General features: G+C 66.3%; 20 protein-coding genes. 6 read left to right on the top strand and 14 right to left on the bottom strand.

Annotated elements, in window-relative coordinates:
* Positions 1-205: 205 nt before the first annotated feature.
* Positions 206-844 (top strand): FAD-dependent oxidoreductase, encoded by a 639-nt coding sequence (locus J0X27_RS01170; RefSeq protein WP_207270670.1) that lies wholly within the window; start codon positions 206-208, stop codon positions 842-844.
* On the opposite strand, the gene J0X27_RS01165 is transcribed toward J0X27_RS01170, so the two are convergent.
* A complete protein-coding gene (locus tag J0X27_RS01165) occupies positions 845-1312 on the bottom strand; it encodes a DoxX family protein (protein WP_207270669.1) in 468 nt (155 codons plus the stop codon).
* Positions 1313-1447: 135 nt separating this feature from the next.
* Between J0X27_RS01165 and J0X27_RS01160 the strand changes: the two genes are divergently transcribed.
* Positions 1448-2392, top strand: coding sequence for a hypothetical protein (locus tag J0X27_RS01160; protein ID WP_207270668.1), 945 nt, complete (start codon positions 1448-1450; stop codon positions 2390-2392).
* Between the two features lie 65 nt (positions 2393-2457).
* Here the strand turns inward: J0X27_RS01160 and mce are convergent, their stop codons facing one another.
* The 4 genes from mce to J0X27_RS01140 form a co-directional block, all read right to left on the bottom strand.
* Positions 2458-2841 (bottom strand): methylmalonyl-CoA epimerase, encoded by a 384-nt coding sequence (gene mce / locus J0X27_RS01155; protein WP_207270667.1) that lies wholly within the window; start codon positions 2839-2841, stop codon positions 2458-2460.
* Between the two features lie 194 nt (positions 2842-3035).
* Positions 3036-5204 (bottom strand): PQQ-dependent sugar dehydrogenase, encoded by a 2169-nt coding sequence (locus J0X27_RS01150; RefSeq protein WP_207270666.1) that lies wholly within the window; start codon positions 5202-5204, stop codon positions 3036-3038.
* A gap of 175 nt (positions 5205-5379) precedes the next feature.
* On the bottom strand, positions 5380-7062 hold the full coding sequence (locus J0X27_RS01145; protein ID WP_207270665.1) for an acyl-CoA mutase large subunit family protein: 1683 nt from the start codon (positions 7060-7062) through the stop codon (positions 5380-5382).
* A gap of 87 nt (positions 7063-7149) precedes the next feature.
* Positions 7150-7476, bottom strand: coding sequence for a DUF7967 family protein (locus J0X27_RS01140; protein ID WP_207270664.1), 327 nt, complete (start codon positions 7474-7476; stop codon positions 7150-7152).
* A 56-nt stretch (positions 7477-7532) separates the two neighbouring features.
* Here J0X27_RS01140 and J0X27_RS01135 point away from each other — a divergent pair, with 56 nt between their 5' ends.
* Positions 7533-7772, top strand: a complete 240-nt coding sequence (locus J0X27_RS01135; protein ID WP_097379201.1) for a DUF8142 family protein — start codon at positions 7533-7535, stop codon at positions 7770-7772.
* 35 nt (positions 7773-7807) lie between these two features.
* On the opposite strand, the gene J0X27_RS01130 is transcribed toward J0X27_RS01135, so the two are convergent.
* The 4 genes from J0X27_RS01130 to J0X27_RS01115 form a co-directional block, all read right to left on the bottom strand.
* The gene (locus tag J0X27_RS01130) at positions 7808-8398 is read right to left on the bottom strand and encodes a GNAT family N-acetyltransferase (RefSeq protein WP_207270662.1); all 591 of its coding nucleotides are present in this window, start codon (positions 8396-8398) and stop codon (positions 7808-7810) included.
* A complete protein-coding gene (locus J0X27_RS01125) occupies positions 8304-9182 on the bottom strand; it encodes a M48 family metallopeptidase (protein WP_207270661.1) in 879 nt (292 codons plus the stop codon). The genes J0X27_RS01130 and J0X27_RS01125 overlap by 95 nt, the downstream gene beginning before the upstream one ends.
* 236 nt (positions 9183-9418) lie before the next feature.
* A complete protein-coding gene (locus J0X27_RS01120) occupies positions 9419-10345 on the bottom strand; it encodes a DUF7983 family protein (RefSeq protein WP_207270660.1) in 927 nt (308 codons plus the stop codon).
* A gap of 120 nt (positions 10346-10465) precedes the next feature.
* Positions 10466-11122, bottom strand: coding sequence for an HAD family hydrolase (locus J0X27_RS01115; protein ID WP_207270659.1), 657 nt, complete (start codon positions 11120-11122; stop codon positions 10466-10468).
* A gap of 127 nt (positions 11123-11249) precedes the next feature.
* On the opposite strand from J0X27_RS01115, the gene J0X27_RS01110 reads away from it, so the two are divergent.
* On the top strand, positions 11250-12917 hold the full coding sequence (locus tag J0X27_RS01110) for an aldehyde ferredoxin oxidoreductase C-terminal domain-containing protein (RefSeq protein WP_207270658.1): 1668 nt from the start codon (positions 11250-11252) through the stop codon (positions 12915-12917).
* A 24-nt stretch (positions 12918-12941) separates the two neighbouring features.
* On the opposite strand, the gene J0X27_RS01105 is transcribed toward J0X27_RS01110, so the two are convergent.
* The 3 genes from J0X27_RS01105 to J0X27_RS01095 form a co-directional block, all read right to left on the bottom strand.
* Entirely contained in the window at positions 12942-13220 is a 279-nt protein-coding gene (locus J0X27_RS01105; RefSeq protein ID WP_207270657.1) for a ubiquitin-like small modifier protein 1, read from the bottom strand.
* Between the two features lie 120 nt (positions 13221-13340).
* Complete coding sequence (locus tag J0X27_RS01100; protein WP_425491930.1) at positions 13341-13850, bottom strand: YciE/YciF ferroxidase family protein; 510 nt, start codon at positions 13848-13850, stop codon at positions 13341-13343.
* A gap of 127 nt (positions 13851-13977) precedes the next feature.
* Entirely contained in the window at positions 13978-14535 is a 558-nt protein-coding gene (locus J0X27_RS01095) for an NAD(P)/FAD-dependent oxidoreductase (protein ID WP_207270656.1), read from the bottom strand.
* Positions 14536-14724: 189 nt separating this feature from the next.
* On the opposite strand from J0X27_RS01095, the gene J0X27_RS01090 reads away from it, so the two are divergent.
* Positions 14725-15927 carry an MFS transporter gene (locus tag J0X27_RS01090; RefSeq protein ID WP_207270655.1) on the top strand — a complete coding sequence of 401 codons (1203 nt, stop codon included), beginning with the start codon at positions 14725-14727 and terminating at the stop codon, positions 15925-15927.
* 97 nt (positions 15928-16024) lie between these two features.
* Positions 16025-17593, top strand: coding sequence for an FAD-dependent oxidoreductase (locus J0X27_RS01085; RefSeq protein WP_207270654.1), 1569 nt, complete (start codon positions 16025-16027; stop codon positions 17591-17593).
* Positions 17594-17617: 24 nt separating this feature from the next.
* On the opposite strand, the gene J0X27_RS01080 is transcribed toward J0X27_RS01085, so the two are convergent.
* Both J0X27_RS01080 and J0X27_RS01075 read right to left on the bottom strand, forming a co-directional pair.
* The gene (locus J0X27_RS01080) at positions 17618-18346 is read right to left on the bottom strand and encodes an acyl-CoA synthetase family protein (RefSeq protein WP_207270653.1); all 729 of its coding nucleotides are present in this window, start codon (positions 18344-18346) and stop codon (positions 17618-17620) included.
* A gap of 181 nt (positions 18347-18527) precedes the next feature.
* On the bottom strand, positions 18528-19091 hold the full coding sequence (locus J0X27_RS01075; RefSeq protein ID WP_207270652.1) for a hypothetical protein: 564 nt from the start codon (positions 19089-19091) through the stop codon (positions 18528-18530).
* Positions 19092-19106: the final 15 nt, after the last annotated feature.

Genomic DNA, 19106 nt, shown 5'->3' with positions numbered 1-19106 from the left:
TGATGTGTTCGGCAGAGAAGGTAACTATTCATTAATCGTTATAGAATCTGCAAAAGATATTCACACGGTGGAAGAAACGGACAACTGCGTGACCGTGTCCGCTCGCAGTCCAGTAGATTTTGTCAGGTGGAGCTGTGAACGCTGTCGGCACGACACCGCGGACGGAACGGAACGTCTTTTCAACCGGCCACCGAACGGATTCGACATGGAAGGGACGCCAGTCACCGTCGCATCGGTCAGCGAAGTCGGTCCCGAGACCGTCACGCTCGAACTCGAGACGCCCGACGGGTTCGATGCCCTGCCGGGACAGTTCGTCTTGCTCCGGGCCAAACCGGACGAGGAAGTACTCTCCCGACATTACACGCTCTCGTCGCCCTCGGTGGGCGAAACGTTCGAACTCACCGTCGGCGTCGATCCTGACGGCGATCTCTCGCCGTGGCTCGCGGCGCTCGAACGCGGCGACACCGTCCACATCGACGGTCCGTTCGGTCGGATCACCTACGAGGGCGAGGACGACGTCGTCGCGCTCGCCGGCGGACCGGGAATCGGCCCCTCGGTCGCTGTCGCGGAAGCGGCCCACGACGCCGGACACGACGCTGTCGTGATCTATCAGGCCGACGAACCGGCACACACCGACCGTCTCGAGGCCCTCGAGGACGCGGGCGCGACGGTCGTCTTCGTCGACGACGGCGTGAACGACGAGTTGGCGGATGCCATCGAAACCCACCGCGAGGAGGGACAACTGTACGCGTTCGGCTTCGACGACTTCGTCACGTTCGTCGCCGACGCGATCGAGGATGCCGGCGGCGATCCGGACGACGCGCTGATCGAAAACTTCGGGTAACTACTCCCCGGGGCCCTGCGACCGTCCCAACTGGAGGAAAGCGAGTGCTGCACCCAGCAGTGCAGCGTTTTTGGAAAATTCGATGAGCTCTTGTTGCTTCTCCTCGGGATCGTCCACGTTCCAGAAGTCGTGTAGCAGCGGCGTGACGCTCCCGAAGAAGACCGCCACTGCAGCGGCAGACGCGACGGGCATCCGCCACAGCACGATCCCGACGCTGCCGAACAGGAGCCCGCCGCTTATCGCCGGGACCGACAGCGACGGCACCGGCGCGTGCTTCGACTCGGCGTACTGGATCCGCTCCTCGAGGTTTCGGAAGTTGTCCGTCGCCATGAACGCGAGAACAGCACCGAACAGGACGCGTGCAAGGCGAAAGGGTCCGCTCTCGGCAACCGATCCGCCGTTCGACTCCGACTGACGGAGTGGGGTGCGCTCGCTCGTCCGCGTCTCGCGCTGTATCGGATTACGCATGCTCCGGAATACACGCGCGACGGGTTTCAGCCGGGCCGTGACATATGCCTGCCTCGGGAGTACAGACTGTTTCCTCAGAATACCTCTCGGAGAGCGTGACAAAGGTGTTTAGGCCTCATTATCGTTGGGTCGTGTATGCGACGCCGAGACCTCCTCGTCGGGACGGCTGTCACACTCTGTGGGCTGGCGGGTTGCGTGGGTTCGGAGTTCGAGCGGCTCCGGGCAGCGAGCAGTTCCGCCGAATACGCGCCAGCCGACGACTCGAGTGACGGCCCTGACCGGGACGGGACCGACGCCGAATCGGACACCCCAATCGAAGTCGGGAACCCCGACGACGTTCCGTTCCTCCCTGCGCACCCGCCACACGAAGTCGTACTCCGGAACCCAGGTGAGACCGAGCGACCTGTGTCGGTAGTGATCACGGCCGGCGGTGGTGTGGAGTCCGACCGTGACGACGACGGCGACGATACCGACCCGCTGCTCGAGCGTGAGTTCGACTTGCCGGCGGGAGAGCGGCTCGCGTTCGTCCTCGTCGAGCCCCGTTCGTACACGGTCACCGTTAGAACCAGCAGCGACGATGGGAGCAACGAGTCGACAGTGACCAGCGGGGTCGATCGACACCCGTTCGACTGCGTCCGTTCTCGCACGACGGTGACGCTCAGCGAGACCGGCGTGCGGTCCGAGTCGACTTCGTCATCCGTTCCCTGTCCGGTACCGTCGGTCGCGGACACGTCGCTCGAGATCGGAGAACGGACATGTGCGGGTCGAATGGACGGCCACCAGGCGGTCGTCGAATTCGCGGACGAAGCCGTGATCGTCGACGGCGAGAGTACGACACCGACGCCCTGTCACGACCTTTCGCTGGCCGAGACGGAGTACGACGAGCGCCGCGACGCCCTCGCGATCACCGTCGCCGTTGACGACGAGAAAGCGGGTACCTGTGTCGACTGTCTCGGCGTCGCCGACTACGAGGCCCGAATCGATCTCGAGGGGCGCTATCCCGGCCGCGTCGAAGTCTCCCACGAGACCCCTGCCGAAACACGGCAGGTCACCGCGGTCGACTATCAACTAGGGGAGTGACGGGAATCGGTCGCCGGTCGCTCTCGGGACTTCGGGGCTGGGGTTTCAGTCGCCAGGCTATCCGATCAGTGTTCAACGAGTTCGATCAGAATTCCGCCAGTGTCTTTCGGGTGCAGAAACGCCACCGAATGACCCCACGCACCCGGTCGTGGCTCCTCGTCGATCAGCGACACCTCGTGCTCCCTGGCCGTCTCGAGGGCCGACTCGATGTCGTCGGTCGCGAGCGCGAGGTGGTGGATCCCCGCGCCGTTGGTCTCCAGGTACCGCGAGATCGTCCCCTCCTCGAGTGGCTCGAGCAGTTCGAAATAGCCGTCGCCACACTCCAGGAAGACGACGCGTAGCCCGTCGAACTCCTCCTCGTGGACGCTCTCGAGCCCGAAGAGGTCGCCGTACAGTTCCGCGAGTGTCTGTGCGTCGTCGGTCGCGATCCCGGCGTGATCGAAGTGCATCGGATTGTACTCCTCGGAGCGGCCGTGTTACTGTTATGATTTTTCGTGGCGTTCGGTTCCCGCTCACTCCGTCGAGACTGCCGCGACGGACGCCGATCTCGCATTCGCGTTCGGACGACGGTTCGGTGTCCGGGTCGCCCACGTCCCGCTCGAGGGTGGGACCTCGACGTGCCGTCGGGCAGTGCCTCGAGCCGTTACGCGTCGTCGGCCGCGGTCTCGTTCGTACCGGTCTCGGTTTCCGTTTCGTTGGCCGCCGTCTCGTTGCCGTCGGCGATCGGTTCGTCCTGAGTGTCCGCCGTCGCGTTCTCGTCGGGTTCCTGCTCCTCGGCTGGGGTTCCCGCCGCCCCCTCGGGCATCGAGAGGGAGTCGCCCTCGCCCGGTGGGACGATCCGCATGACCGCACCGGTGTCGCCCGTCGGAGTGCCCTCCCGGTTCGCGAGCACGTACACGTTCCCCTCGTCGTCCTGACCGAACATGCGGACGAAGTACGGGAAGGATCCGTCCTCGGTGCCTGCGACCTGCAATTCTTCCATCTCCCAGAGTTCGTCCCGCGGAACCACCTGTTGGTCGCCGTCCGAACCCGCCTCGGTCGCGGTTTCGTTCCCGTCGGCCGTCTCGTTCCCGTCGACAGTTTCATTCATTCCTGCCGTCTCGTTCGCATCGACAGTCTCGTTCATCTCCGCCGTCTCGTTCCCACCGTCCGCACCAGCCATTGGTTCAGCCCCGCCGCCGTCAGGATCGGCGGCGGCGAGGAGTCGCCCTGCCGGCTCTTCGCGGGACGGATCAGATGTCCAGTCGCCGAAGACGTACTTCCCCTCGAGGCCGGCGATTTGCCCGGCTTCGTAGACGTGGCCGCCGACGATCACGATGCCGACCATCTCTTCCCGATAGATGTGGGGATACTCGACGATCGGATCCTGGAGTTCCTGACCGTTGTACGGCGCGTCCTCGGGTGCCGAATCCGGGCACTCCGCCGGCGGCTGGCTCGGACTGTCCGTGCTGAAGCAGTGGGTCCCCTCCTTGACGTTCCAGCCGTAGTTGCCCCCCGCCTCGACGAGGTTCGCCTCTTCGAACAGGTCCTGGCCGGCGTCGGCGACGAACAGTCGTCCGTCGCTGTCGAACGAGATGCCAAACGGGTTCCGGAACCCCCACGCGTAGTGTTCGTCGAGCGCGTCGTCCTCGTCTACCAGTGGGTTATCCTCAGGGATGCCGTACGGCTGGTCCGTTCCCTCACTGTCGACGTCGATTCGAAGGACGCTTCCGAGCAGGTTCTCGCTGACGTCCTGGCCGTTCCCGCCGTCGTTTCCGTCGTACCAGTCGTCGACGTGCCCCTCCATATCATCGTTCGCACCGCCGCCGTCGCCCATCGGAACGTAGAGGTAGCCGTCGGGCCCGAACGCCATCGGCCCGGCGTCGTGGTTGTACTGTGGCTTCTGGAACTCCAGGAGCACTCGTTCCGACTCGGGATCGCCCTGGCTCGCATCGTCGGTGGCCTGGAACTCCGAGACGACTTCGACGTGACTCCACCCGTCGGGCGTCTCGTCGTTGGGCGGCGCGCTGTAGTGAACGTAGAACTGTCCGTTCTCCGCGAAGTCGGGATGGAACTCGACGCCGAGCAACCCCCGTTCGTCGTAGTCCTGATTCGGGTCGGCGTACGCTCCCTCGAACGTCCCGAGTTCGACGAGCCGGTCGCTGACGTCGAGGAACGGCTCGTCCCGGAGCCCGTCGTCGGTGACGACCCAGAGCTCACCCGTCTGATCCGCGACGAAGTACCGGTCTCGCTCCTCGTCGGCAACTGCCATGTCCGTCGGCGCGGTCATCCCCTCCGCGATCGTCCGGACGCCGATCTCCGCCCCCGGCTGGAAGAACCCCTCCGAATCGCCGGCTTCCGGCTGCTCCTGGGCCCCGTTTCCGCCGCCGACCGACACGTCTCCGCGCATCGTCGCCCGATGGGGCTCACAGTAGTACTCGGCCATCTCGCTCGTGGCCTCGAACTCGAGCGTCTGGGTCTCGCCCTGCTCGCTCATGAGTTCGGTCCGCTCGAGTGCTTCGCCCTCGCCGTCGACGATGACCATATTGTGCGCGATACCGTCGAGGTTCTCCCACGTGAGTTCGTACGTGGTCCCCTCCTCGAGTTCCAGCGTCGGGTTCGTCTCGTCCGCGATCGCCTCGGGTGCGACGCCTTGCCAGCCGCTCGTCTCACCCCCGAGTTCGATCGTTTCGGCCTCCTGGGCGAACGCAGCGGTGCTCAGCCCGACGACCCCGCCCGCAGCGGCGGCGGCCTGTAACACGCGACGGCGGGACGCATAGTTACGGGATGATTCCCCGACCGGGATCGACCGCTCGGCGGGTTGCTCGCTCATGATGTGCTCACGAGAGCGCCGTCACCCGAGGTGATGATAAACGGACCAGACCGTTCCTCCGAATTCCCAGCACAACAAAACGTTGTCTTCGAACCGCCGGACCGAATCGGGTGTAAAACGGTATTACTCGAGAGACAGCAGGGATATTACCCGGCCCCGACCGTCGTTCGATCGCTCACATCGCGCCGCCTGGCTGGTACTCCCCGAACTCGTCGCGCATGACGTTACAGATCTCGCCGACCGTCGCGTAGGCCTTGACCGCGTCGATGATGTACGGCATCAGGTTCCGATCGCTTCGTGCCGCATCGCGCAGCGCCTCGAGGCTCGCGTCGACCGCCTCGTCGTCGCGCTCGGCGCGAACACCCTCGAGGTTGTCGATCTGTCGCTGTTGGTCCTCCTCGGTGACCTCTTCGACGTCCATCTCGGGGTCCTCGTCGACCTCGAACTCGTTGACGCCGACGATGATCCGTTCTTTCTCCTCGATCTCTCGCTGGCGGTCGAAGGACGTGTCCTGGATCTGGCGCTGGACCCACTGCTGTTCGACGGCCTCAAGCATGCCCCCGCGTTCTTCGACCTCCTCTAAGATCTCGTAGGCTTCTTCCTCGACCTCGTCGGTGAGCGATTCGACGTAGTAGCTGCCCGCGAGCGGGTCGATGGTGTCGGCCGCGCCGGACTCGTGGGCGAGGATCTGCTGGGTTCGCAGGGCCGTGCGGACCGACTCCTCGGTCGGCAGGGCGAGTGCCTCGTCCTTGCCGTTCGTGTGCAGGCTCTGGGTGCCCCCGAGCACAGCTGCAAGCGCCTGGTAGGCGACGCGGACGACGTTGTTCTCGATCTGCTGGGCGGTCAACATCGAGCCCGCCGTCTGGGTGTGGAACTTGAGCTGCTTGGATTTGGGGTCGTCCGGGTCGAAGCGCTCCTCGATGAGGTCGTGCCACATCCGGCGGGCCGCACGGAACTTGGCGACCTCCTCGAAGATGTTGTTGTGGCCGTTGAAGAAAAAGGAGAGCTGAGGGGCGAACTCGTCGACGTCGAGGCCGGCCTCGATCGCGGTCTCGACGTATTCGATGCCGTCGCCCAGCGTGAAGGCGAGTTCCTGGGCGGCAGTGGAACCGGCCTCCCGGATGTGATAGCCCGAGATCGAGATGGTGTTGAACTTCGGCGTCTCCTCGGCACAGAACTCGAAGATGTCCGTGATGATCCGCATCGACGGCTCCGGCGGGTAGATGTACGTGTTCCGTGCGATGTACTCCTTCAGGAGGTCGTTCTGGATCGTCCCCCGTAGCTCCGAGCGGTCGACGCCCTGCTGGTCGCCCACCGCGATGTACATGGCCAGCAACACCGACGCCGGCGCGTTGATCGTCATCGACGTCGAGACCTCGTCGAGCGGGATGCCGTCGAAGACCGTCTCCATGTCGTCCAGGGAATCGATCGCGACGCCGGCCTTGCCGACCTCGCCGGCGGCCATGTCGGCGTCGGAATCGTACCCCATCTGGGTCGGCAGGTCGAAGGCCATCGAGAGCCCCGTCTGGCCCTGATCGAGCAGGTAGTGATACCGCTCGTTGGTGTCTTCGGGCGTCGAGAACCCGGCGTACTGGCGCATGGTCCACAGCCGACCGCGGTACCCCGTCGAGTAGACGCCGCGCGTGTACGGCGGCTCCCCCGGATTGCCCAGATCCTCCTCGTAGTCGAGGCCGTCGACGTCGGCCGGCGTATAGAGCCGATCGACCTCTTGACCGCCCGTATCGGTCGTGAACGTTTCCTTGCGCTCGCCGAACCGATCGAGGACCGGTTCGACTTCTGCCTCGTGCCACGCTTCCTTGCTGGCACGGATCTCCTCGAGTTCGTCGGGATCGAACATTACGAACATCGTGGACCGGGCGGGGCTTGAACTTTGATGAACACGTCAAGCTTCCGCGGACGGTCGCCGGCGTCGTCCTGAACCGCTTCAGACGCCGTCTTCCGGGTCGTGTCGAGCCGCCATCCGCGAGGCTTCCTCGGCATAGCGGTCCCGCGTCTCCGGATCGTCGACGGTGCCCAGCGCGTCGGCCGAGACGAGGAGGCTGGCTTTGGTCTCTCGAGCGGGGCCGGTAAAGCTCGTCAGCGCCCGCTCGCGACGGTGGTAGCGGCTGCCGTCTTCCGTCGCGTACACGAGGATGATGATGTTGAGTTCGTCGTCCCCGTACGTTCGCTCGACGAGCCAGACGCGGACCTCGTCGCCGTTCTCGTCGGAATCGCTGCTCTCGACTGCCGAATCCGATTCGTTGGAGTTCATGAATATCGTTCGTATCGCCACAACCGCTTATGGTTCGTGGTATCGACGCGCCATCTATGCCAGGGGACCCGGCAGCGTCGACCGCCGGAACCGGTGATCGCCGCCGCGCCGCCCGCTACGTCGCGCCCTGTCTGGCGCTCGGGTTGGTGAACCTCGGACTCCTGTTGGGCTGGGGGGTGGACCCGCTGTGGGCGTTTGCGATCGTGCCACCGGTGGTGTTTCTCTCCGGAATCGGCTGGGTCGCGTTCCGATACGGTATCGGTGAGCGACCCGCCGACACCGAGTACGAGGGCTGAAACCCGACGGCCGATCCCTGCCATCCCGCAGTCATCTACCGACCGGTATCGTACTTGTACGTGGCCGACTCCGGGTCGATCCCGAAGTCCTCCGGGGACTCCTGGTCGTCCGTTTCCTCGCGCCCCTCCGGGGCTCGCTTGAACGCCTCGCGGAACCGATCGGGCATCCTGAACTCCTCGATATCGATCGCCAGCGGTACCGCGTCGGGATCGACGCCGTCGCGCTTGTCCGCGAGTCGCTGCTGGAGGACGCCCGGCAGTTCGGACTCCTCGATCCGCTGGAACCCAAACTGGGCGAGGTAGGCCCCCTCGCCGGTCAGGACGTAGACGGTGTCGAACCCCTCGTCGCCGGCGTACTCCACGAGTCGTTCGACGATGTGCGCCCCGACGCCCTGTCCGCGCCACCCCTCGAGGACGCCGATACTGGTCAACTCACAGACGTCCGCCGCCGACTCGTCGTCGGGCTTGTGGACGCGGATCCGACCGAAGCCGGCCTTCTCGCCGGAAGCCTCGTCGATCGCGACGACGTAGTCACGGGAGCGAAACGCCGTCTCGTCGAGCCCCATCGACTCGATGTGATCCAGCAACCAGACCTCTTCCCTGTTTTTCGCGTCCCGCACGTACATGATTCGACGTAGGTGGTGTGCAGCCAAAAGGGTTTGTGGGCCGGCCGTCGCTCGATCGCGCGACCGGTCGACCGGTGACCGCCACGGCACGGTCGTCGGCGGCGTACTCCCGTCGTCGGGGGTACGCCCGAACGGCAAGCGTTACGACCAGCAAACAGACGACGACACCAGCCTCGATCGTCCCCAAGAGCCGTCCGAAGACCGTCCGCGACCACGACCCCGGATCGCCACGCATCCACGCGATCGCTCGAGCGATGCCAGCGATCGGTAACAACAGCGGGGCCAGGACGAGAAAGACCAGTCCGGCGACCGTCCGGAAAACGCTGTAGGCGAGCGTCTGGACGAACGCGTCGTAGCCCTCGAGATGAGCGAGTTCGTGGGCCACCAGCGCCTCGAGTTCGTCGGGCGAGAGCAGTCGGAACAGCGACCGGTCGAGGACGATCGTCCCGTTGCGCGCAGTGCCCAGCGCGAAGGCGTTGGGCGTGGGCAATCGTGCGAGCAGCACCGTCGGCGAGTCGACGCTCATCCGCGACTCGAGGCGATCGAGCCGGCGGAAAAAGTCGGGCGCGTGGGACCGGGGGAGTTCGACCGCCTCGACGCTCGAAAGCAGTTGCGACGTGCCGAACCGGTAGCTCAGCACGCCGACGACGACGGCAACGGTGAGGATCAACGCGAGCGTGCCGATGGGCCCCGGTGCGGTCACCCGAAGTACCGACAGCGCCCAGTAGCTGACCGCGGCCAGCACGAGGTACCAGGCGAGCAGTACGAATCCGACGACTGCCATCAGGAGCCGGGTTCCCCTTCCCGCTCGAGGAGGACGCATCGTTGTCGGTCGCGTCTAGGGACGGCCGCGTAAAACGGGTATCGGACGGCCCGACCGGTCGCGGCGGGAAGTCGTCGCGGTGATCGAAAACCGACGGCTGGGCTGTTCCGATACGCACCAGCCGTCGGGCCGCTCCAGTTGGTGCTGGCAGTCGGGCTGCACCGGTGAGCGCCGGGACTCCGTCCGCACCGCGAACGCTACCCCGCCGACAGCGCCTCCTCGAGTCGGTCCTCGATCGCGTCGAGTTCCGCGCGCAACTCCTCGCCCTCGGCACCCTCGAGGTCGTCGATCCGATCGGCGATGCCCTGGAGTCGCGAGTACTTCTCGTCCTCGTCGACGCCGGTCTTCTGGACGTAGACGTCCTCTTCGACGTCGTAGACCTCTCCCTCCTCGAGGTCGGTAACGGCGAGGACCACGTCTAACTTGTCGCGGTCGACGCCAGTGACCCACTCGCGTGGGATGCCACGCTCGTCGAGAGCGGCGAAGATCGTCTCGGCGTCCGTCGGCCGTCGTCGCTGTCGGGTCGTCCGCCGGACGGTTCCGTACCGACCGTGGAGTTCCTGGTCGGGGCCGAGTCGCTCGAGTAACGGATCCCTCGCCGACCGGCGCAACCGATCGGCACCGTGCTGGACGTCGGACGCGAGCACGTAGAGATCCGTCAGCGAGTCAGTATCGAGCGTCGACGGCTCGTCGCCCTCGAGGCCCTCGAGCAGTACCGAAAGCAACATCGCGTCGTCGTGAACCCGCTCGGATGGCTCCCGTGCGTCCGCCGCCGGGACGAGAAACGGACTCGCTCCGCCGACGCCAGCGGGATCGTACCTGATCCGGTCGTCGTCGGCCGCGTACTCGTCGGCGAGCGTCACGACGCTGGCGTAGGGTTCGACCCCCGGTTGGAGGTGGTCGATCGAGACGTCCCCCTCGTCGAGTTGCTCGAGGAAGACGACGAACTGCTCGCGCCAGAGCGGCCGCGTTTCGCCGCTATCGCCGAACCGGACGACGATCCGGTCGTCGTCGGTCCGCTCGATCCCGAAGGGGCGTCCGGAGACCGGCGTCACCAGTTGGGCACCCGACTCGAGATCGCGACACTCCCGTCGAAGGCTCGTCCAGGTGTCGTCGGCGTCCATACGGCGGCTACGACGAGCGGGCGGAAAAACCGGTGCCACGAATCTGCCACCGGTGTCCCTCCTCGTCCCTGCACCGGTCGTCGTGCGGTCGACTCGGCGTCTCGAGGCCTCACCGTCCGATCACTGGAGCACCGACGGAAGGCCGGAAAGCGACGGGAGCCGGTAGGTCGGGTCCACGTCCGCCTCGGGCGGGTCCCCCTCATCCGATCGGGTGAGCAACACCGAATCGATGCCCGCGTTGTCGGCCGCGCGCACGTCGACGGCGCGATCACCGACGTAGATCGCCTCGTCGGCCTCGAGCGTCTCCATCGCGGCCTCGATGTTGGTCGGATCCGGCTTGCGCCGGGCCAGCCCGTCGGGGGTCAACGGACAGCCGTAGATCGTCTCGAACGGCGACCGGAGTCCGACCCGGTCGAGCAGCGTCGCGACGACCGTCGGATGGTTGTCGCTGACGATCCCGAGCGGTTGCTCGAGCGATCGAACCGTGGTTACGTCGTCGTATGCCGAGCGCAGTCCGTCTTCGACCGCCGCTCGCTGGGTCCTGACCATCTCCCGGGCGGCCTGGGCACAGAACGCGTCGGTGTCGATGTCGAGGCTGCGACACCGGTCGGCGATCGACTCGAAATCGCCGCGTGCGAGTTCCCGCAACGTCTCGGCCTCCGGCCCGGATCGGCCAAGCGTCTCGTAGGTCCGGCCGAGCGCCTCGCGAAACCGCTGGGGCGAGGGGGTTTCGACGACGACCCCGTCGAAGTCGAACAGGACCGCATCGTAGTGCATAGCTGAGCGGTCGTTTCCGCTCTGCGATAATAATTCTGACTGATGTGTGTGTGTCACAGTCTCGTAACGGATTCGGTTGCATCGAAAACAACCCAGAGCTAAGACCCCTCGCCTGTTATTACATCGCATGCTCCACGCGGAAGGGCCGCTGCTCGCAGTCGACGTCGGTGACCGAACTGCGACCGAAACGACCATCGACGAAACGCTCGAGACGGCCGTCGGCGGACGCGCCGTCGCCACGGCACTCGCCCACGAACGGATCCCGTTCGACGCGGACCCGTTCGGGCCCGAGAACCGTGCGTATCTCGCCACGGGCCCCCTCCAGCAGTCCTCCATGTCCTTTACCGGCCGGATGAACATGACCGCCCTCTCGCCGCTGACCGACGGCCTGGTCTCGACCAACGCCGGCGGCTATCTCTCGCGGAACTTCGTCGGGACGGGGATCAGCGTCCTCGAGCTCGCCGGCGAGAGCGACGAGTTGCTGGCAGTGCACGTCACCGATCAGGGTGTCGAGTTCGAGGACGTGCCGGAACTCGAGGGGGCGACCGTGCCCGAGACGTCCGACTACGTGGCCGAACACCACGACCTCGGTCCGGACAACTGCATCGCGATCGGGCCTGCCGGCGAGAACCGAGTACGGTTCGCCTCCGTGATGACCTTCGACTCGCGGGCGTTCGGCCGCGGCGGATTGGGTGCCGTCCTCGGGTCGAAGAACGTCAAGTGCGTCACCTTCCAGGGTGACAGCGCGCCCCCCGTCGAAATCCCGGACCCGCCGGAGATGGAGATCCACCGGGAAGCGGCCCAGTCCGACGACCGAATGCGACGGCAGGGGACGACCGGCGGCACCGAGTTCATCAACGACAACTTCTCGCTTCCCACCCGCTACTTCCGGGAGTACGAGTTCGAACACGCCGACGGGATCGGCGGCAACGCCGTCGAGGAGAAGAAGTACAAAAAGGGCGCGTGCTCGGCCTGTGCCTACGCCTGCAAGCTCCCCACGCGGGACGAAGAGAGCGGTGTCGAAACCGAAGGGCCCGAGTTCGAAACCGTCTACGCGTTCGGCTCGAGCCAGGGGGTCGGCGACATCGTCGACGTGATGAAGGCAAACGAGCTCTGTGACAGTCTCGGGATGGACACGATTTCGGCCGGTGTCACCGTCGCGGCCTATCTCGACAGCGTCGACGAGTTCGGCAACGCCGAACTCGCACGGGAGGTGACCGAACAGATCGCGTTCCGCGAGGGGATCGGCGACACCCTCGCCGAGGGCGTCGACCGCTGTCACGACGAGCTCGGCGTCGACAACTACACCGTCAAGGGCATGGAGTTCGCCGCCCACGACGGACGCGTCCTCCACGGACAGGGGCTCTCCTACGCGGTCGCGAACCGGGGTGGGGACCACATGTACGCCGGCATGCTGAGCCTCGAGTACAGCGGCGAACTCGATCCCGACGGTACCCTCGGCAAGGCCGAGCGACTCGTCCAGGAGGAGAACGCCTCGGCGTTCCGGGACACGGGGATCGTCTGTGCGTTCGGCGGCGACTACGTGACCGACGAGCGACTCGAAACCCTGTTCGACGCCGACTACGGGGAACTCATGGAAATCGGAGCCCTGACCGTTCGCCTCGAACGCCACTTCAACAACCAGCGCGGGTTCGACCGGAGCGACGACGGACTGCCCTACGAGATTCCCGACCTCGAGGCCGCGATCGGGGAGTACTACGAGGCCCGGGGCCTGACGGACGATGGGGTCGTTCCGGACGCGGCACTCGAGTCGATCGCGCCCTCGGCCGACTGAGAGCGGTCCGATCGGACCCGTCGCTCACCCGCCGTACACCGACGGCACCAGCCGGAGTACGGTGTCGGTCTCGAGGGCCGTCTCGAGGCCGTCGAGGTGGACGACGTTCTTTTGGTCCTTTGTAACGACCGTGTCCCCCGCCAGTCCGTCGCCGTCGTCTAGAAGGTCGCCCTCGAGGCGCGGGTACGCCGCCTCGAGTTCGACCAGGAGGTCGCCGACGGTTTCGGCGTCGGTCTCGTAGCGAACGGTCTTCTCACCGACGACGTCGCGAAAGGGGCCGAAGAAGACACACTCGAGTTCCATGGCCGGTCGTTCGGCGCGATAGCTCTTGTAGCCGCGGGTTCACCGACCTGTACGGCGGACTGCTCGTCGCTCGTCGAGCGCTCACGACACGGATCTACCACCCGCTCCGAAACGGAGGCTTCACGATGGCGTCAGCCGATCCCACAGCGAATTTATGTCCGTCGCCGTCTCCAGCGTCTCGAGTTCGCGGAAGGCGGATTGCTCCTCGTCGTAGTTCGACTCGAGGGGGCGTTGGATGTCGTCGCCGAGTTCGAGTTGCTCCGCGATCGTCGTCAGCCCCTCGTAGGCCGTCATCTCGACGCGTTCGGTCATCATCCCCGCGTTCAGGTAGACCATGTTCAGCAGTTCGTCGTCCTCGATCTCGGCCTCGAGTTCGCGGCGGTCCTCCTCGATCCCCTCGAAGATGGCAGCGTCTCGGGCTTCCGCAGGCCGATCGAGTGCCGCGAAGACCTCCTCGAGGCGTTGGACCTGCGTTCGGGTCTCGTCGCGGTGGTCCGCAAAGCCCTGGCTCATCCGGTCGTTGGTCGTGTTTCGTGCCATCTCGTCTAGCGTGTCGACGAGTTCCTGTTCGACGTAGTACTGCTGGGCGAGCTTGTGGATGAACAACTCGTGAAGGTCGTTCATTGCCATGCAGACGAACTGCCACCGACCAGTCGCTTAGTCGAATGCCCCGAACACGCAGGCGCGGCGCTGTCGGTCGTTTTCACCGTGGAACGTGGACTTCCTCCGCATGGGATCCACTGCTCACTCCGATCGATCACGGCACGTCGTCCGGCACGTCGAAATCGTGGAAGTGCTCGCCGTTCTCCTTGCTGAGAATATCGAGTGCCGCCGACGCGCCGTCGCCCGCGGCGATGACCGCCTGCCACTCCTCGTCCCGGACCGTCGCGCCCGTCGCGTACAGATCGTCGATACTCGTCTCCGTATCGAGGTCGACGTCGACGGTGCCGTCGTCGTCGAACTCGACCCCCACGTCTTCGGCCATCGAGCGATCCGCACCGGTCGCGAGCACGACGTAGTCGGCCTGGTACTCGCCGTCCGCCGTCTCGACCCGGAAGCCGTCGTCGCCCGGTTCGACGTCGATGACTGCCTCGCCGACGCGTACGTCCGCGCCGCGGTCCCGGACCTGCCCGCGTGTGAGCGCCATGAACTCGCTCCCGCTGATGCTCCGAATCCCGGGATAGTTGAACAGGTGGGCCTTGTGCATCCACGTCTCGTCCGTGTCGAAGACGACGGTCTCGAGGCCGTTCTTCGCCGTGAAGAGCGCTGCGCTCAGGCCGGCGGGGCCGCCGCCGACGATCGCGACGTCTGGCATGGGCGGACCGACCACGAACGGCGGAATAACCGATTTCACCGGTCCGCGTGACTGTCACGAGCGCTCGCATACCCGACGCCGACACCGTCCGTCCCCGCTCGATGTGGTCTCGAGCGGCGGTTCCTCGGACGCCGGACCGATCCGCCGCGACCGCAATCCTGTTGGAACTCCTCGCCCGAGGCGAACCCAGTGGCAACCGCGACGGAGCGTCGACGATCACTCTGGGTACTGGTCGCTGCAGCGACGCTGACGGTCATGTCGGGAGCGATCCTCGGACCGATCGTCCCGCAGATCCAGCGCGAACTCGGCGTCTCCGGCTCCGCGGCCGGCCTCATCATCACCACTCACGGCGGCGTGATCGTCCTCGCGAGCCCGCTCGTGGGATCGCTCGTCGACCGGATCGGCCCCCGCCGTCCCTTCGTCGGCGGCCTGCTCGTCTACGGCGTCGGCGGCGGTGCGGGACTGGTCGTCGACTCGTTTTACCCGCTGTTGGCCTCTCGAGTCGTCCTCGGGCTCGGGACCGCCGCGGTGTACACGTCGGTTACCGTGCTGATCTACGAACTCTACGAGGGGCAGGCGATGGAGCGCGCGTTGGGCTATCGAAGCAGTGCGAACAGCGCCGGGGCCGCAGTGTGGCCGCTGATCGGCGGCGCTGCCGGTACCCTCGCGTGGAACGCTCCGTTCGGCGTCTATCTCGTCGCCGTGCCGCTTGGCCTCCTCGCCGCGGCGACGATTCCCGAGACGCAGTCCGCGGGCGACGCCCCGGCCGCGGACGGGAGCGGAAGCGCCGAGGAGGCCGCCGGCGGTATCGGCGAGGTCCCCGCCGTGTTCCGTGACCGACCGGCGCTTCCGCTCGTCTACGTGTTGTACCTCGGTGCGAACGCGTTGCTGTACGTGATCGTCGTCTTTTACCCGCAGTTTCTCGCCGGCATCGGCGTGACCGCGTCCCTGGATATCAGCCTTTATCTGGCCGCGAACGGTGCTGCGGGCGGCGTCTCGGCGATCGCATACGATCGGCTGCTGCGGTACGCCGGTCGATCGACGCTCGTGGGTGCGGCGTTCGTCCTCTGGACCGCGGCGTTCGGGATCGCGACGGTGGTGGGAACCGCCGTCGGTGCGGCGCTGCCGGTGATACTGTTCGGCCTCGGCATCGGACTCGTCTTTCCGTCGACGTTCGCGTGGGTCGAAGCCTTCGCACCGCCGGATCGACAGGGCCAGTTCAGCTCCTACATCGCCTCCGCTGGCTACACGGGGCAGTTCCTCTCGCCGGTACTGTTCGGCGCGCTCGTGCCGATCGCGGGCGTCGGGGGCGTGTTCGTCGCGGCCGGTGCCGTCGCCGGCGTCGCCGCCGTCGGCCTCGGGGCATCCCGGTTCCGCGGCTCGGTAGCCTGAGCTCGGCCGCTTCGAAGCGGTTTCGATCGCTCGAGCGAGCACTGTCAGCCCCGACTCCTTTCTCGCTGACCGTGGATAGCACGAGTCGCTGGTTCCAATGGCGACGGATATCGACCCCGAATCCGAGTCACCCCGACCGGAGTCGCTGTGGCTCGCCACGACGTCGACGACCGACTACGACCCCCTCGATGGCGGCCTCGAGGTCGACGTCGCTATCGTCGGCGGGGGCATTACTGGATTGAGCGCGGCGATCAACCTGACCGAGGCCGGTCGGAGCGTCGCGGTCCTCGAGTCCGATCGGATCGTCGAGCACACGACCGGCCACACGACCGCCAAACTCACCTCACAGCACGGACTGATCTACGACACGCTCGTCTCCCAGTTCGGCGAGGAGAACGCGAGACAGTACGCACACGCCAACGAGGCGGCGATCGAGGAAGTCGAGCGACGCATCGAGGACGGGGACGTCGACTGTGACTTCCGGCGAACGGAAGCGTACACCTACGCGGCCTCGGACGACGATCTCGAGCGGATCCGCGAGGAGGTCGATGCGGCCCAGCGGCTCGGGCTCCCGGCGTCGTACGTCGAGGAGACGCCACTTCCCTTCGACGTCCCCAGCGCGATCAGGTTCGACGAGCAGGCGGCGTTCCACCCCCGGCAGTACCTACTGGGGATCGCCGAGGAGGTCCACGGCGACGGTAGCTACGTGTACGAGGAGACGCGCGCGCTCGGTCTCGAGCCCGGCTCGCCGTGTCGCGTCGAGACGGACCGCGGAGACGTCGCCGCCGACGACGTGGTCGTCGCGACGCACTTCCCGTTCTTCGACCGCGCCGGCTACTTCGCGCGGATGCACCCCCATCGCGCGTACCTGCTCGCGGTCCGAATCGACGGAACGCCCCCGGAGGGGATGTACTACAACACTGCCTCCCCGCCGGCAACGATGCGTCGGTATCCGACGAGCGGGGGGAGCGCGGACGACGAGGCCGAGACACTCCTGCTCGTTGGCGGGCAGAGCCACACGCCCGGCCTCGAGGGGCCGCCGACCTCCGAGCGCTACCGGCGCTGTGAGGCGTTCGCCCGCGAGCACTTCGACGTCGAGTCGATCGAGTACCGCTGGTCGACGATGGACTACTCGCCGGTCGACCGAGTTCCCTTCATCGGTCGAATCGATCCCCTGTCGGCGCACGTCTACGTCGGGACCGGATTCGAGGGCTGGGGGATGACGAACGGTACTGCCGCAGGAATGATCCTCGCCGATCTGATCGTCGAAGGATCGAACCCCTGGGCCGACGTGTTCGATCCCCAGCGGCTCACGCCCGGCGCGTCCGCGAAGCGTTTCCTCGAAGAGAACGCGAAAGTCGGCGGCAACTTCGTCGGCGACCGGATCACGTCACTGCTCTCGTCGCTCGGCGCTGACGGTGTGGCCGACCTTCCCCCAGGCGACGCACGCGTCGTCCGCCGTGCGAGCCAGCCGGTGGGACTCTATCGCGACGAATCGGGGACGACGCACGCCGTCTCGGCGACCTGTCCACACATGGGCTGTCTCGTCCGGTGGAACGACGCCGAGCGGACCTGGGATTGCCCCTGTCACGGCTCGCGGTTCACCCACGACGGCGAGGTGCTGTCGGGACCGGCCCTCGAGGGACTGCTCTACCGCCAGTTGTGACCGGGACTGCGCGACTCGATCGTCTCAAAGCGGGACCGCGTCGAGGTCGATCCGATCGGGCTCGGGAACCGCTCCGTTCGAGACGGCGTGCGTCCCCAGTTCGTCCCCGTCGTCGCCAGGAAGCACGATCACGCCCTTGGCTAGCAATGGCGCGATTACACCCGCGACGACGGTCCGGGGGTCCGACAGCGGCCCGCGGACGACGACGCGATCGTCCGGCTCCAGCCCTGCCTCCTCGAGCACCGCGTGGGCGGCCTCGAGCACCTGCGCGTGCGTGACGATCCGGTCGCCATCGGTCAGGATGTCGGTCTCGGGATCGATCGACAGCGGCGGGAACGACGGGTTCTCGCTCCAGAGTCCCGCGTCAAAGTGGTGGATGTCGGGCGTCTCTGGTTTGTCGCCGTAGCCGACCCGCTGTGCGCCCGGGGGCAGGTCGTAGGCCTCGAGGTCGTCGACGGGTGCCACGAGCGCCCGAAAGTCCGTCTCCGCGGCGAGATCCGTGGGCGGCTCGAATCGAGTCCGGCCCTCGAGCAGCGTCGTGCCGAAACAGGCCAGCAGTGCGAGGGGGCCGTCGCCGACGACGCCGACCGTGACGCCCTCGCGAACGCCCGAGTGGCGCAGGAAGTTGCCGGCCTTCCAGGCGGTCGTACACAGCCAGTGGTAGTCGTACTCCCGGCCCGTCGCGTCGACGAGCGCGATCCGGTCGTCCCGGAGCTCCCGGGTGAGCAGGTCGTCGACCGTGGCAGCGTTCATATCGATGACTGGGGAGCGAGGCGAAAAAAGCGCGCCGACTCCGGACACCGGCGTAATCGTCGTGAGCCGTCATACGACGGGGTCGTCCGGACCCATCGCCCCGTCAGTCGTGGCCGTCGGTTCGGCCGGCGATATCGGTTCGAGCGATGCGAGAACTCCGACCAGCGCCGGGGCGGTTGGTTCAGGGCTGTTCCGGCAGTCGGTTCAACAGCGTTTCCCCACGCGAGAGGAACCGGTCGCGGATCGCGTCGATGGAATCGGACTGCAGGTCGTACCCCAGATCGGCGACGCTCTCGGCCCAGGAGCCGTCCTCGAGGACGCGATCAGCCTCGTAGGCGAGCAACCGATCGTCCGCGGCCATCACCCGCTCCCACTCCCCGTCGCTGGGTGGCTCGAGAGCGACCGCAGTCCAGACGGCCTCGAGGATGCGTTCTTCGACCCGGTCGAACTGTTCGTACTCGGCTTTGAGGGGGCGGGGAATGTCACCGATGTAGGCTTCGCCCGCGTCGTGGAGCAATCCGAGCAACTGGAGGCGCGGGTCCGCGCTCGGCAGTTCCCGACTCACGTGAATCGAGTGGTGGGCGACGCTGTAAAACCACTGACAGTGCCCCCCGAATCGGCAGGTGTGTGCCAGCGCCGTCGCGATGTCTTGCAGCCGAATGTCGTCGGGATCAGGATCGAAGAGATCGAATCGGCCACCCGTATACGTCTCGACGACGCCGACACGGTCCCACGGATCGGACATCAGTACGACATATCG

This window comes from Natrinema longum (assembly GCF_017352095.1).
Taxonomy (GTDB): domain Archaea; phylum Halobacteriota; class Halobacteria; order Halobacteriales; family Natrialbaceae; genus Natrinema; species Natrinema longum.
The sequence above is the reverse complement of the archived record's forward strand: the minus strand, read 5'-3'. Positions and strand labels throughout refer to the sequence as shown.